This is a genomic window from Paenibacillus mesophilus (assembly GCF_005938385.1).
Taxonomy (GTDB): Bacteria; Bacillota; Bacilli; order Paenibacillales; family NBRC-103111; genus Paenibacillus_AB; species Paenibacillus_AB mesophilus.
Window position 1 is genome coordinate 155,370 of record NZ_VCRA01000009.1, and the last position, 14,530, is coordinate 169,899.

Sequence of the window (14,530 nt, forward strand, 5' to 3'; positions counted from 1 at the left end):
CCTCCTATGCGTTGATCGTGCGGCGGCTGGCGCTCCATTGCAGAACGTTAATGACGAGCAGCAGAACGAACGAAATGATCAGCATCACGAGAGCGATGGTCGTTGCGCCGACATAGTCGTATTGTTCGAGCTTGGTCCGGATGAGCAGCGGTGCGATCTCGGTCTTCATCGGCATGTTGCCGGAGATGAAAACGACGGAGCCGTATTCGCCGATCGCCCGCGCGAAGGCAAGGGCGAAGCCGGTAAGCAGGGAAGGCAGGATGGCGGGAAAGATGACGCTGCGGAACGTTCGCCACCGGGAGGCGCCGAGGGAAGCGGCCGCTTCCTCGACGTCCTTCTCCAAATCTTCCAGCACCGGCTGAATCGTCCGGACGACGAACGGCAGGCCGATGAACAGCAGGGCGATCGTGATGCCGAGCGGCGAGTACGCGGTCTTGATGCCGTATTTGTCGAAGAAGCTGCCGAGCAGTCCGTTTTGCGAATAGATCGCGGTCAAGGCTATGCCGGCTACGGCGGTCGGGAGTGCGAACGGCAGGTCGACGAGCCCGTCGATGAGACGTTTGCCCGGGAAAGTATACCGGACCAGCACCCATGCCACGATAAGTCCGAAGACGGCGTTGACCAGAGCGGCGACGAGCGAAGTGCTCAAGCTGACCTGGATCGAAGCGACCACGCGAGGATCGGTGACCGTCTCCCAAAACTTGCTCCAGGTTTGCCCGGTCGATTTCACGACAATTCCGGCTAGCGGGAACAGGACGATCAAGCTCAAGTACAGGATCGTAAAGCCCATCGACAAGCCGAAGCCCGGCAGGACGGATCGTTTCTTTTTGATTTTATGGGGACCCCTCGCTGCGGCTTCGCTTTGAGGGGCTGTTTGGTTTGCTGCCATCGGTTCAGGTCACTCCTGTCACCTAATTATTTGGAAGGTTTGTAAATTTGATCGAAGATGCCTCCGTCCGCGAAATGGGTTTTTTGCGCTTTTTGCCAGCCTCCGAAGTCTTTGTCGATCGTAAGCAGCTCGATTTTCGGGAACTGCTTCTCATGTTTTTTCGCTACGGATTCGAGGCGCGGACGGTAAAAGTTTTTGGCGGCGATTTCTTGGCCTTCTTCCGAATACAAGTATTCCAGATACGCTTGCGCGACTTCGCGGCTGCCTTTCTTGTCGGCGACTTTATCGACGATAGAGACAGGTGGTTCAGCCAAAATGCTGAGTGAAGGAACGACGATTTCGAACTTGTCGGGGCCGAACTCCTTTAAGGAGAGGAACGCTTCGTTCTCCCAGGCGAGCAGAACGTCGCCTATGCCGCGCTCGACGAATGTCGTCGTCGATCCGCGTGCGCCGGAATCGAGTACCGGTACGTTTTTGAACAGCTTGGAGACGAAGTCTTTTGCCGCGTTCTCGTCGTTGTTGTTGTGCTTCAGGGCGTAGCCCCATGCGGCCAAGTAGTTCCAGCGCGCGCCGCCCGACGTTTTCGGATTCGGGGTAATGACGCTTACGCCCGGCTTGATCAAATCGTTCCAGTCCTTGATGCCTTTCGGATTGCCTTTCTTTACGAGGAAGACGATGGTCGAAGTATAAGGCGAGCTATTGTCTTTCAGACGTTTTTGCCAGTCGGCGTTGATCAGGCCTTTCTCTTGAATCGCGTCGATATCGTAGGCGAGCGCAAGCGTGACGACGTCGGCTTGGATGCCGTCGATGACCGAGCGTCCTTGACTGCCGGAGCCGCCGTGCGATTGCTTGACCGTCACTTTTTGGTTGGCTTTGCCTTCCCAGTATTTGGCGAACGCTTTGTTATATTCTTCGTACAGCTCGCGGGTCGGATCGTAAGAGACGTTCAGCAGTTCGATCGGCGGTTTGGCGGCCGGCTTCGAATCGGATGCGGCAGGCGCGGAGGCGGAGGTCTTCTGATCTCCGTTCGACGCGGCGCTTCCTCCGCCGCAGGCGGTAAGGCCGACTAACAGGATGGCGGAAATGGCGGACAGCAGGAACGGTTTTCTCATTTGTTTTCAAACTCCCTTTTTCTGATTTGATAAACAGTCGATGTAACGTTCTGGGTGCTCCAGTCTCCGGCTGTCCGGTTGACCGATTAATCCTATAAATATAGTTGGGATTATTTATGGAAGCAATCGTAACACCGCCGCACATACGTGTCAATACGGCTTGAAGATTATGTTATTTTGAACGAAAGATACTCCTTTGCGAAGGGAATCCGGCGAAATTCGGGTGAGCGTACAGCCAGTTTCCCTATGTTTGAGGCAACCTTTTGTTCATCATGAACTTTTTGGCTTCCCATAAGAAAAAGTAATAAATCGGTCATGAGCCGACGCAGTCGGGCTCTCATCCGATTGCACCAAGCTCTACCATGAAACGCGGTCGCTCCTCATCGAATTGCATCGATCCGAGGTTGGTATAAATCGGTCATGAGCCGACGCAGTCGGGCTCTCATCCGATTGCACCAAGCTCTACCATGAAACGCGGTCGCTCCTCATCGAATTGCATCGATCCGAGGTTGGTATAAATCGGTCATGAGCCGACGCAGTCGGGCTCTCATCCGATTGCACCAAGCTCAATTGAGGGGCGCGCATCCGTTCTCCGCTGGAGCACAGGTACTCGATGTTTACAATATGCACCGGGCCCGGCAACGGTGCTATTGGATGGGGCTGCAATGAGCCTGTGCCGGGATAAGGAGCGTTCGGGCAGCGTTTCCGAGGCGTTGGGAGAGGGGAGTTTAATCGGACAGTGTACATATGAACCTTATATGACTTATGGGAGTGCATGATGCGCTGAATAGGGCTCATTTGAACGTTATTTCATTGAATATGCCCGAAATCTACCGATTTTGCGCATGTGCGGCGGAGGGTAGTGTACATTTGAACCTTATTCGGCCGGTATCGAAGCAACTTGCGGAGTATAGTGCTCATATGAACGTTATTTCTCTCAAGCAGCGTTCTTCAAGCAGCTCGTTCCGCCGAGGAGCTCCTTGGACATAACAAAACGGAAGCCCCTTCATAAGATAAAGGCTTCCGCTTGAGCAATCATTTTGTTTTGGATTGCAGCAGCTCGACAAGCTGCTGACCGATATTGTTCATACCGCCGGCGCCTGGGGCTCCTCCGGGTCTGCCGCCACCCGGTGAGACAGCTCCCTGCGCGCTGTCGCTACTTTGCATGTTGCCGCCGCTTGGTGCGCTCTGCGCCTTGCCGCCGCCCCCGGCTTGCGGTCCATCGCTGCCTTGCGGTCTATCACCACCCTGCGATCTATCGCCTTGTCCGCCTCGGCCGTTAGCGCCTCCCGGCATGCGCGTCGAAGCGTCCGCTATGTATTGTTTCTGCTCCGTCGAAAGCTTCTCTATTAGCTTAGCCTTACTTTCGTCGGTCAGCTCGCCTTTGGCTGCAATGTCTTGCACGAGCGGGAGCATGTAGGCCGCCTGTTCTTTCGTTATCGTTAATCCGTCCGTTTTGTCCATCGAGGGGATCGAACGGAACACGGTCATCATATTCATCGACTGTTCGCTCATTCCGGATGGGCCCCGCTGCTGGGGCGTCCCGTTTTGTCCGTTCTGCGGGGCTTGCGCGCTCGGAGCGTTTTGTCCCTGGGCTCCCGCGGCATTTGCCGTATCGCCGGACGGCTGCGTTCCCGGCTGGGAAGCACACCCGCTCAAGAAAATCGAAAGCACGATTCCCGCTCCCAGCATGCTGCGATAATGTTTCATGACATTCACCACTCCCGTTAGGTTGTATGGGTTCTCCGGTTTTTCATTTTAGTACCGGTTTCTGAAATCAGCCTAAACGGAAGCTGAGAGCGGGCTTAATGTCGGCCGTTTCATCAATGCGGATATGCGCTGCCGCCATCGACTCCGCACGGGCCCCCGTCGGGATTCGCTTCAAGCATGACTTCCGTACCGTCGGCGCGGAACAGCGGCCGGTAATAGGAACTGATGCTGGCGGCTGAAGCGTTCGCGTAATGGCAGATGAATGCTCTGCGGAACCGGTCCTTCGTCTTGTTGCGGTACGAGCCGTGAATGAGGTTGCCGTTGAAGAAGAGCACGTCGCCTTTATCCATGACGGCCGGGACAACCGTATGGTCTCGGGGCGGCTTGACATAGTGGGTCGTGAACGACTCGTTCTCATCGGCTTTGTCCGGACAGACGATATCGAACCGGTTCGTCTTCGGTACGACGAGCAGACCGCCGTTTTGTTCATCGGCGGGGTCGACGGCCGTCCAAGCGGCGATACAGTTGCCCGGCTCGACTTTCAAATAGAAATTGTCCTGATGGAGCGCTTGTCCCCGCGAGCCCGGAGGCTTGTAGTAGAACATGCTTTGCGCGGCGAGAGGCTCTTCCCCGTATAAATCGCGCAGCACGTCCAGCACCGGCTTATGCAGCATATAGGATTTGGCCGTTTCGTTGAACCGGTGGGGGTGCATGACGCGCGGATACCGCCTCAGCGGGTCGGCCCCCGCCGCGGTCAAATCGGGCATGAAGTAGCCTGGTATCGTTTGATGGCTGATCTCCTCGAAAGTCCGTTCGATTTCGTCCAATTGCTCCGTCGCAAACAAGCCTTTGATTATGATGAAGCCTTCCTCCTCGAAACGGCGCTTCTGATCTTCCGTTATTGCACGCAAAAGGTGCATTGCGAATCCCCCTCGCTCCCAAATTGTTGCTCTCACGTTCATGATACTGCCGAGGCAAGGTCGCGGATAGTCACATTCGTGCCAAAAACTCACACGATCCTGCTATTTCAAAAATTGCCTCTCCTACCTGACGATTGTTATACGGGGGACGATGCGATATGCTGATGGAAATGGATATAAACGATTCTGCCCATGGCAGGAGAAGGGAGCATGTGCGGATGGCAAAAGAGATGAACCGCCCTGCCGGGAACGGCGGCGTAACTTCCGGCGTCGTCATCGCCGGTCATTTCAACGAGCCGGACACGTATATGACCCGACGACCCGACGGAATGGAAGATTGGCTGATCACTTATACGCTGGGGGGAACCGGATACTACATAACGTCCGGTACGAAAAGCTTGTGCCGAGCCGGAGACATCGCTTTGCTGAAATCGGGGACGCCCCACCAGTACGGAACGGAGAAAGGGGAGCGGTGGCATTTCGTCTGGGCGCATTTCTCGTCGCGCATGCTGGAAACGGGACTGTTGCCGGACAAGGAGCTGATCGTTCATCGCGTAGAGAGCGATTCGGTGCGCAAGCGGATATACCGGGCTTTCAAACGGGTCATCTCCGATTTCGGAGAGAGAGGACCATACTGGCACGAGCTGAGCGAGAATGCGCTCCGGGAAATATTGCTGCTGCTCGCTAAACGAATGTCCGGGCCAACCGATCCCCGCATCGAGGAGGCGCTTCGTCTCCTGTCCGAGAACATGAGAGATTCGGTCCGGATCGATGTTCTGGCCAGAGCCGTCGGCCTGTCTCCTTCGAGGCTGTCCCACTTGTTCAAGGAAACGACCGGTCACTCGATCGTGGAGACGTTAAACCGGATGCGCATCCGCCAGGCCGCTCTGCTGCTTCGGCATACGGACCGCAATGCGTCGGAGGTCGCCCAAGACGTCGGCTTCGGCAACTACAATCATTTCCTGAACCAATTCCGCAAGCAGTTCGGGGTCAATCCGAGCACGTTCCAGAGGAGGGGATACGGGACGGAGCGGGAATGAGGAAGCCGTTTCATTCAGTAGCTTTTCTTGTAATTCGCCGGTGACACGCCCACGTACTTCTTGAACAGCCGGGAAAAATAAAACACATCGGCGTATCCGAGGGACGTAGCGATTTCTTTCAATGTTCGTTCCGTATTCAGCAATATATTTTTCGCCTCGGCCACTTTCAGTCGATGGACGTACTCGTTTAACGGGTATCCGGTGTATTTCCGAACGGTTCTCTTCAAGGTCGATAAGGAGATGTGATGCTTTTCGCACAGCTTCTTGGCGTTAAAGGGACGGAATAGCGATCCGGCGATGTCGTCCATCAGCCTGATCGTATCTTCATTTTTGTCGGAGCTGGGCGAGGTGCGGGTGGTCATCATAAATTCGAACAGCAAGGATTCAAGCAGCAGTGCCGCCCGGTCCACGTTAATCGGAACACCGCTGTCCATCAGCATGAATATCCGCTCGATTTTGCTTTGCTGCGCTTCGTCGGTCTCGACCGGCCTCACCGTCCCCGGCTCGAAAAGCCAAGTATCCAGCCATTCCCGTATCCGCGGACCTTGGATCGTGAAATAATATTCATCCCAATAGCCGCCCGGATCGGGTCCGAAATGAAAGACGGCATCCGGATAAAACAGAAAAAGGCTGCCCGCCGCTACCGGCTGCTTTTCGCCGTCGTTGACCCGGTAAGTTCCGGAACCCCCGGCAATGTACACGACCGCCCATTTGTCCACGAAGCGTGCATCCGTTCTATAGTATGTTCTGCCGGGCAAATGTCCGACGTCGAGAATCGTTAGCGATTTATGGCACAACTTGCTTTTGTCCACCTTGAGATCGATAATCCGGATCGGCTTCGTGCTGATCCTATAGTCCATGTATCTGGTCATCGTTTCCATTCCTTCCCTTCCTTGCGGGATGGTAATTTAAGTATACAGTTCATCGGGATTGCTGCATAGCCGGGAGTGTCGCGGCATATTTCGAGAACTTTGTTCACCAATAGGGAACTGCAGGCGGGAGTTGAACGAATGGATGTTGGGTTGCAATCGATGTTTTACAAGGCGGTACGGGGGTACAATGCCTGGTCGCAGGCGCGCAAAAGATACGTAGGACACGGCATATGGACCTAATAGGCTGCCGCAGAGAAAGCGCTGCGCTGCAGTGTCTCGTTTCCGACGAGCGCGACTTCCTGCTGACAACGGGTACGGATCCGATGTTCTGGAAAGGAGGACCTTTGAACATTGTCCGGATCGAGGTGGAAACCCGGGAGCGGCGGGCAAGCCGCAGCTGTCGCTTCGGTACAAATGGCTGCAGATAGGGATGCGGGATTACGAGCTGATGCAGTTGATGAATCGCGACGGACGGGAACAAGAGGTGCGAGCGGCAGTCGACGCCGTTATGCGCTTCCGGTACCCGCGGGAGCTTCATCCGGATGCCCGCAGGAAATCAGAGGAGTTGTACAGCTTGGACGAAGCGGATTGCGATCGGCTGCTGCGTTCTCTTTAGAATCCGATTTCGGGAATGCGCTTTCAATTAAGGTATTAACCTAGACAGGAAGGGGAACGAACTATGCGAATCCACTATTGGAAAAGAAACGCCGCCTTGCTGCTTGCCTGCGCTTCGGTCGCCATGACGGCCGGCTGCGGAGGGGCGGACAAGGGGCAATCCGGGCAAGCCGCGGCCGATCCGGCCGCCGGAGCCTCGAAGAGTATCGATACGAGTCCGGTCACGCTGACGTTATTTCTCGACATGACCTTCGGACCGGAGGACAATGTGAACAAGCTGATTATAGAGCCGGTCAAGAAGAAATATCCCCACATTATGTTAGAAGTAATCAAGCGGGCAAAAGGCTCGATGCTGACGGACCTGGTCGCGCAAGGCAAGACGCCCGACCTGATCTACAACTGGAGCGGAGAGCTTCCGGCCTACAAGGAGCTCGATCTGCTCTATGATTTGACGCCGCTCGCCAAGACGGCTCAGGTCGATCTGAACCGGTTCGATCCGGCAACGCTGGAATCGATCCGGCTCGCTTCCGGAGGGACGGCTCTGCACGCGCTGCCGTTCGAAGTAAGCGGACTCGCCATGTTCTACAACAAAGATTTGTTCGACAAATTCGGAGTCGCCTATCCGAAGGACGGAATGACCTGGGATCAGACCGTCGAGCTCGGCAAGAAGCTGTCGCGAGTAGAAGACGGCAAGCCGTACAGAGGGTTGAGCGCGGACGTAGTAGACAGGCTGGCGCAGTCGCTGTCGCTTACTTCTCTCGACGGAAAGTCGGAACGGGCTTCCGTCAATAACGATGGCTGGAAAAAAATATTCGATTTGGCCAAAACGATCTGGTCGCTGCCGAACAACAAGCCCGAGAAGCTGAACGATACCGGGCAAAAAACGTTTCTGATCGACAAAACGCTCGCCCTTGCCCCGACCAACAACATTTTGTACGGATCGGCGCAATATTTGCATCCGAGCACCGGATTGAACTGGGACGTCGTGCAATATCCGAGCTTCAAGGAGCAGCCGAACGTGTTCGGTTACGTGATTACCCATGTGTTCGCCATTACGAAGACAAGCAAGCATAAGGAGCAGGCGATGCAGGTACTCGATGTTCTGACCTCGCCCGATGTTCAGCGCACGTCGGTCAGATGGCAAGCCCGCCTTACTCCGCTTAAGGACCCCGAATTGCAGAAGCAGCTTGGGGCGGACGTAGATTACTTGAAGGATAAACATTTGACCGCATTTCTTATGAGCAAGCCGTCGGCTCCGGTCGTCTATTCCCGATATGAAGGGACCGCAACCGGGATAACGCGTAAGAAGTTTGCCGAATATTTCGATGGGAAAGACGTCAATACCGCATTAAGGGAAGCCGAAGAGGAAATCAATGCGGAAATCGCCAAGCTGAAGCAGAAATAACGAATTCGCGGATGAGGTGATCGAAAATGGCGGATAATCGGAAACAGGTTGGGCTAGAGCATGACGAAGAGCTGCAGCAAGGACACGCGATCAGCAGAAGAGGACTTCTGGCTTCCATCGGGGCGGCGGGTGTCGCTTTCGCCGCGGGAGGAATATGGCGCGCAGGTTATACGGAGGCAAACGGTCAGACGACCGTCCAGCAAGCGACCTACGGCGTGCTGAACGTAAAGGAGCAGGGAGCGCTCGGCGACGGGGTGAACGACGATACGGCAGCGGTCCAGAGTGCAATCGATCTATGCGCGGGAGGCGGCGGGGGAATCGTATTTCTTCCCCCGGGCATTTATAAATTGACGAATACATTGACGATGCGCTCCGGCGTTGCGCTGGAAGGAGCGGGTGTCGGGGCATGGGATATTCCTTTTCCTAATCGGACGAAGCAGCGGGCCGCGACCGAGCTGCGATTTACGGGGACCGGACCGAAATCGTATGAGGTGGCCTACGTCACGGATATGCATCCTTCCGGCGGCGTACTCGTCAATACGGATACGCTGCCGAATCACGCCGACTCGGCTTACCGGCTGACCAATTTCCGCAATGCGGACGCTTCCGGGAGCGGTCCGGCTTCGACAAAACCATTTTCCGTCGCCTTGTACGCCCCTAAAGGGTGCCAATTCGCCGCGATCCGCAATTTGCGCATTGTCCCTAATTTTAATGGCTTGGACGGGTACAACGACAAAAATACGTTTGCGCTCGGCGACGAATGGGACGTCGGCGTATTTCTCGACAATGCGCAGGATATCCTCGTACACAACGTGCAGATCGTCGGATACTGGAGAATTGCGGCGACTCTCATTACGGCCGGAAGCCTGGGCGCCGAAAATACGAATGCGGGAGCGGAGCGCAATCGGTTCTACGACTGTACGTTTCAAGGAGTGACAGGCTTATGCGTGCGGGGAGGCGACTTGTACCGATCCACCGCATTCGGCGGTTCGGCTGGAAATTATACGCTGGAAATCCCTTGGTGGAGCAGCAGTCCGCTGCCGCAACAGGGCAAGGTGCGGCTCGCCAACAAGGTATTCGATTACACGTCGACGACGGTATCCGGGGATCGCATCACATTACACGGGCTGTCGAGCAATCCGGCGGACACGGCGAATGTGGGAGACGAGGTCAGGCTGTCGCCGTACAGTACGGGATTTGCGGGCACCGCTTTCGTCAATTGCTACATAGGCGGTTTGGAGCATTCGTCCAAGCGGGCCGCGTGTCATACGGCGATCGGTATGGGTGTCTCCAAAAATATAGAGATGAGCGGGTACCCTTTGCGCGGATTCAAATTTATCTCCTGCACGATCCAAGGTCACGAGGATATTTTGCTTCACCTGCATGATGCGTTCGATGTTCAATTCATAGGAAGCTACTTCGAATCCGGTGCCCGCTACGACGGGGTACTGGGAGGCGGGAGGATCATCGCCGCGCCGTGGAGAAACAGTGCCGGAGCGAGGGGGCCGTATCCATGCGGGCAGACGAACAACATCTACTTTCTGGCAACGGAATTCAGCAGCGTCGATAAAATGCCGAAGTTCAAGCGGCAGTCCGGGGTTCGCTATACGGACGGGGGATTTTTCCAGCCGCGTTATTCGTTCGACAGCTATGAAACGATGCCGCAGCGAACCGAGCAGGATTTCGTCCTCAAGGCGCCGAACAATCAGCGGGTCCGATTGCAGAACGGGGAAGGAAAGGATGCTTTGGGCATTACCCCGGGAGCGAACATCGAAGTGCACGGCAATTTGAACAAAGTGAGCGGGTCGTTTATTGCGGAAAGCAACGATGGCCACGAGCTAAGGGTTAAAGGCGACGCCAAGCTCAAAATATCGGCTGCCGGAACGGCCGACTTCGCAGGGGCGATCGTTCCGAAGACGGACAACACGGCAGATCTTGGCGCCGCGGGCAAGCGTTGGGCAAACGTTCACGTTGCCGACGGAATTGTCATGACAACGCCCGACGGAACAGGAAAATACAAAGTTTACGTGGACAATGACGGACAATTGAGAACATCGCCGCTTTAGCCGCGAACAGCCGCCGCTCTTTCGAAAAAATGATTATACCAATACTGCCCCGTGTAAGCGGAGGCGCAATGGAATATAATGGAGATGGCTGCATGTATTGCGGCCGTCTCTTTTTTGAACATATGAAAGGATGATGTTATATGTCGATTGCATGGACTGGGAAAGTGGAACAAGCAGTATGCGCACCGGTTAAGGAAACGAACAGATTGGCGGAAGCGCCGTCCGCGTAAGAAAACGACGTGGCGGATGCCGCTTCCGCGAACATTACGGGAGGAATCCGCATTTGAATATGAAACAATTGGGCTGGAAGCCTGAGATGGACGAACAGTTTCGCCGGATGGCCGAGCCGGGGGACGGATACGGCCGCATCGCGCTGGAGCATACGCATCTGTACCGGATTTATACGGAACGCGGCGACATGCTGGCCGAATTGGCGGGCAAGTTGAGGCATCAGGCGCAAGGAAGAAACGATTACCCGGCAGTCGGAGACTGGGTCGTCATCCGGTACAGGGAAGCCGACAACCGGGCGACGATTCATGCGATCATGCCAAGGTTCAGCAAGTTTTCACGGAAAATGGCCGGACTGGTCACGGACGAGCAAATTGTGGCGGCGAACGTCGACACGGTGTTTCTCGTCAATGCGCTCAATCAGGATTTCAATGTACGTCGGCTGGAGCGGTATATGGTGCTGGCATGGGAAAGCGGCGCAAGTCCGGTCGTCCTGCTGACGAAAGCGGATTTGTGCGGTGAAGCGGAACGGGCGGAGCGGGTTGCCGAAGCGGAAGCCGCGGCGATCGGCGTCCCTGTGCACGTCATCAGCGCGGCGCGCGGGGAAGGGCTGGAGCAGCTCGCGCCGTATCTTCACGAAGGGCAAACGGTTGCGCTTCTAGGCTCCTCGGGCGCAGGCAAATCGACGATCGTCAATGCCCTGTACGGCAAGGCGATCATGCAGGTGAGGGACATCCGGGAAGGCGACGACAAAGGCCGCCATACGACGACGCACCGCGAGCTCGTGCTGCTGCCGGAAGGCGGGGTGCTGATCGATACGCCGGGCATGCGGGAGCTGCAGCTGTGGCATGCGGACGAAGGGCTGGACCACGGCTTCCGCGACGTTGAAGAGCTGGCGTCAAGCTGCCGCTTCGGCGATTGCGGTCACCGTCGGGAACCCGGCTGCGCCGTGCAGGAAGCGCTGCGCAGCGGCAAGCTGGCAGCAGACCGATACGACAGCTACCTGAAGCTGCAGAGGGAGCTTGCCTACTTGGCGCGGAAGGAAGATGCGGCGCTGCGCAGCAAAGAGAAGGAGCGCTGGAAAAAAATAAATATGGACATGCGGAAGAGCGGCAAGTAGGCGGCCGTTCTTGCGTCATGTCCAGTCGGGGCTTATCGCAGACAGGGCGGTCGACAAGAAATCAGCCGCCCATGCGATGGGCTTGCGCATCGGTCGCAACCTCCATCAGCTTTACATAGAATGGATTGTCCTGCGGTGTTTTCCACTGCTGCATGTAGATGAGCATCTGGTTTATGACTGTATCGAACTCGATAACGGTATTATCCATTCCCCGGGCAACAAGCGATTCGGCTTTTTCTTTCTGTTCCTTCGATATTTTTTTGCTCGTAAAGAAATTGTCGATGTAGCGCTGAACGCCCGCGGGTCCGCCTTTGCGCGGATAGGCCAGCTTTAAATTCAACAGATCGATCTGATCCTTCTTGAAGTCTTTCGGGTTCAGCAGCGCGATGAGCGAATCGAGATCGCTTCGGCGCTTTTCCACTAGAGCCATGACCTCGTCCTCGGTCGCGTCCTTGCCGAAGGCGAAGAACAGCGCCGTATTGTCGAACTGCTCGGATATGGAGACGTGGGTAAGCTCATGCGCCAGAGAACCGAGACGTTCGGATGTGCCGCCGGGCGCGTTCATGTTGTGGTTGACTACATACTTCTCCGTTATTCCCCGGTCTTTTTCTTTCTGATTCGTAAAACGGGCTCCCGGACTGAAAGCCTCCAGGTGAATATCGTCCGCGTTTCCGAGCGCTTCGGCCAATATTTGCTTCGTTATGTCCGGGGTGTCCGCAGCGTTCATGATGGCCCTCAGCTGGTCCATCTCGTTCTGGAGCATTTCCTCCATTGCGCCGGGGACGGCGCGAAGCTCTCGTATGCATTCGCTGAATTCCGGATCGAGCGACATGTTGCTCAGGCCGGGAACGTCTTCTTTCACTTCTACAAGCGCGTCCTGACCTTCGCACAGCTTGGCGAACTTCTTCTTCGGATCGGCTTCGGCCATCGCTTCGCTTAATGGAGCAATTACGCGCTGCTCCTTGCCGATCTGCTCAAGCAGCCGGTCTACGCCGGCAATGCGATAAGGATGCGCCTTGGGATGCGCTTTGTAATCGTTGCATTCGCCCCGGATGACGTCCAACTGCTCGTTGAGTTTCGCGTAGTTGTTTCTGGCGATTTTGCCGTAAGCGGCGAGCGCCGTGTCGACACCTTTTATTTTCATACGGAAGCGATTTTTTACTTTCGTTTCCTGCTTGAAGCTGCTTGCATCGATCAATCTTTGAACGGTCGGCTTACCTGAAGGGGAGGCTGTTGGCTGCTCCGGCTTGCGTTGTATCGAATGCTCGATCATTCGTCCGACCGCACGGTTGCCCATCGTTCGCTGAGCCGTCCGCCAGTTGGCAAATGAGCCGATGGAGGCCGTTCCGAAACCGTCTTTATGGGTATTTGCAGAAGCGGCGGATTTGCGGGCCGACGAGGCCGCTTCCCTGTTCTTGTCTAGTTTCATTGACATAATCCCTCCCGATATTCCTTATTATAACAAAAGCTTCCGATCGAAGCTTCATCGATGTTGTACATTCGTGTTTTAGCGAAGTTAACTTTTCCGAAACGATAACAAAAAAGAAGTTCAAGGAGAGTATGGCGTGAAGCTTTCCCATTTTGATTTTCTGCAAGCGGAACTCCCGCATCTGTACAAGATGGCAGCCCGTGCCGAGCGGACCTCGGCGAGCAACCCGGCCGCCGCGCTATCGGATTTAAAGCATGCGGGCGACTGGCTGACGATGGATATCATGAAGCGCGAGGAACGAAACACAGAAGGACACGACCCGTATGATCGGCTAGCCGAATTGGAACAGATGGAGCTGCTGAAGCCGGCTTTCATTACGTTGCTGAGGCGGCTAATGATGATGGACTTGAGAGAAAGCGAGCTTTTTCTGGAAGCCGGTACGGTGAAACAATGCTTGTACGGGATATACGATCTGACCTGCTGGTATTACACGACGTACGTGGACGACCGTTTCGCCGCCGAGCCGATGTATGTCGCGCCGACCGCCGGGAAGGGCGTCCTTGCGAATCAGGATAACGCTGAGCCCGCACCCGGACTCACGACTACCATCGAAATCGACGGCGCCCTGCGGGATATGGTATGGGAAGAAAGCACCGGGTTGACGGGCGACACCGGGTCGCGGCAGGATGAACGGGGAGGCAGCTACAGCGGCGAGACGCTGCACCGGCTTCGGCATGGCAAAGGGACTTATGTGTGGGCGGACGGGACCAAGTATGAGGGAGTCTGGTACCGGGATTTGGAGCATGGCCGGGGAACGAAGCTGTTCGCGAACGGCGACCGCTATACCGGTCAGTGGAGAGAAGGCTGCTTTCACGGCAAAGGCACATATGAGTGGGCGGACGGAACGGTTTATGAAGGCGAGTGGGACAATCATTTCGAGCATGGGCGCGGCCGGATAACGTACCCGGACGGTACGGTCCGGAACGGGTTCTGGTCATACGGTGAATTCGTCCATACGACGGATCGGCTGCATGGTACTATGGTTCAACCCGGGTCAACTGGGGTATGAATATAGTATACGGAATGTGACAACGCTCACAGTTGCCGGACGAACCCGTTGATAC

At 55.7% G+C, this 14,530-nt stretch carries 13 protein-coding genes; 7 read left to right on the plus strand and 6 right to left on the minus strand.

Going from position 1 to position 14,530, the window contains the following annotated elements; genetic code table 11:
* Nucleotides 1-4: 4 nt before the first annotated feature.
* The 4 genes from cysT to FE783_RS17970 form a co-directional block, all read right to left on the minus strand.
* Nucleotides 5-889, minus strand: coding sequence for a sulfate ABC transporter permease subunit CysT (gene cysT / locus FE783_RS17955; RefSeq protein WP_138880761.1), 885 nt, complete (start codon nt 887-889; stop codon nt 5-7).
* Nucleotides 890-915: 26 nt separating this feature from the next.
* Complete coding sequence (locus tag FE783_RS17960; protein ID WP_138880762.1) at nt 916-2,001, minus strand: sulfate ABC transporter substrate-binding protein; 1,086 nt, start codon at nt 1,999-2,001, stop codon at nt 916-918.
* A 1,035-nt stretch (nt 2,002-3,036) separates the two neighbouring features.
* Nucleotides 3,037-3,711 carry a hypothetical protein gene (locus FE783_RS17965; RefSeq protein WP_138880763.1) on the minus strand — a complete coding sequence of 225 codons (675 nt, stop codon included), beginning with the start codon at nt 3,709-3,711 and terminating at the stop codon, nt 3,037-3,039.
* Between the two features lie 113 nt (nt 3,712-3,824).
* Complete coding sequence (locus tag FE783_RS17970; RefSeq protein ID WP_138880764.1) at nt 3,825-4,631, minus strand: phytanoyl-CoA dioxygenase family protein; 807 nt, start codon at nt 4,629-4,631, stop codon at nt 3,825-3,827.
* Between the two features lie 218 nt (nt 4,632-4,849).
* Here FE783_RS17970 and FE783_RS17975 point away from each other — a divergent pair, with 218 nt between their 5' ends.
* The gene (locus FE783_RS17975; protein ID WP_138880765.1) at nt 4,850-5,671 is read left to right on the plus strand and encodes a helix-turn-helix domain-containing protein; all 822 of its coding nucleotides are present in this window, start codon (nt 4,850-4,852) and stop codon (nt 5,669-5,671) included.
* A 14-nt stretch (nt 5,672-5,685) separates the two neighbouring features.
* Here the strand turns inward: FE783_RS17975 and FE783_RS17980 are convergent, their stop codons facing one another.
* On the minus strand, nt 5,686-6,552 hold the full coding sequence (locus FE783_RS17980) for an AraC family transcriptional regulator (RefSeq protein WP_238403134.1): 867 nt from the start codon (nt 6,550-6,552) through the stop codon (nt 5,686-5,688).
* A 221-nt stretch (nt 6,553-6,773) separates the two neighbouring features.
* Between FE783_RS17980 and FE783_RS17985 the strand changes: the two genes are divergently transcribed.
* The 5 genes from FE783_RS17985 to rsgA all read left to right on the plus strand — a co-directional run bounded on the left by FE783_RS17985 (nt 6,774) and on the right by rsgA (nt 11,977).
* Nucleotides 6,774-6,971 carry a hypothetical protein gene (locus tag FE783_RS17985; protein WP_138880766.1) on the plus strand — a complete coding sequence of 66 codons (198 nt, stop codon included), beginning with the start codon at nt 6,774-6,776 and terminating at the stop codon, nt 6,969-6,971.
* A 20-nt stretch (nt 6,972-6,991) separates the two neighbouring features.
* Complete coding sequence (locus tag FE783_RS37640; RefSeq protein ID WP_158301890.1) at nt 6,992-7,159, plus strand: hypothetical protein; 168 nt, start codon at nt 6,992-6,994, stop codon at nt 7,157-7,159.
* A gap of 63 nt (nt 7,160-7,222) precedes the next feature.
* Nucleotides 7,223-8,563: an ABC transporter substrate-binding protein gene (locus FE783_RS17990; RefSeq protein WP_138880767.1), complete on the plus strand. Its 1,341-nt coding sequence runs from the start codon at nt 7,223-7,225 to the stop codon at nt 8,561-8,563.
* A 26-nt stretch (nt 8,564-8,589) separates the two neighbouring features.
* A complete protein-coding gene (locus tag FE783_RS17995; RefSeq protein ID WP_138880768.1) occupies nt 8,590-10,629 on the plus strand; it encodes a glycosyl hydrolase family 28-related protein in 2,040 nt (679 codons plus the stop codon).
* Between the two features lie 289 nt (nt 10,630-10,918).
* Nucleotides 10,919-11,977, plus strand: a complete 1,059-nt coding sequence (gene rsgA / locus FE783_RS18000) for a ribosome small subunit-dependent GTPase A (protein ID WP_138880874.1) — start codon at nt 10,919-10,921, stop codon at nt 11,975-11,977.
* 61 nt (nt 11,978-12,038) lie between these two features.
* Here the strand turns inward: rsgA and FE783_RS18005 are convergent, their stop codons facing one another.
* Nucleotides 12,039-13,406 carry a hypothetical protein gene (locus tag FE783_RS18005; protein ID WP_138880769.1) on the minus strand — a complete coding sequence of 456 codons (1,368 nt, stop codon included), beginning with the start codon at nt 13,404-13,406 and terminating at the stop codon, nt 12,039-12,041.
* Between the two features lie 136 nt (nt 13,407-13,542).
* Between FE783_RS18005 and FE783_RS18010 the strand changes: the two genes are divergently transcribed.
* Nucleotides 13,543-14,475, plus strand: coding sequence for an MORN repeat-containing protein (locus tag FE783_RS18010; protein ID WP_138880770.1), 933 nt, complete (start codon nt 13,543-13,545; stop codon nt 14,473-14,475).
* Nucleotides 14,476-14,530: the final 55 nt, after the last annotated feature.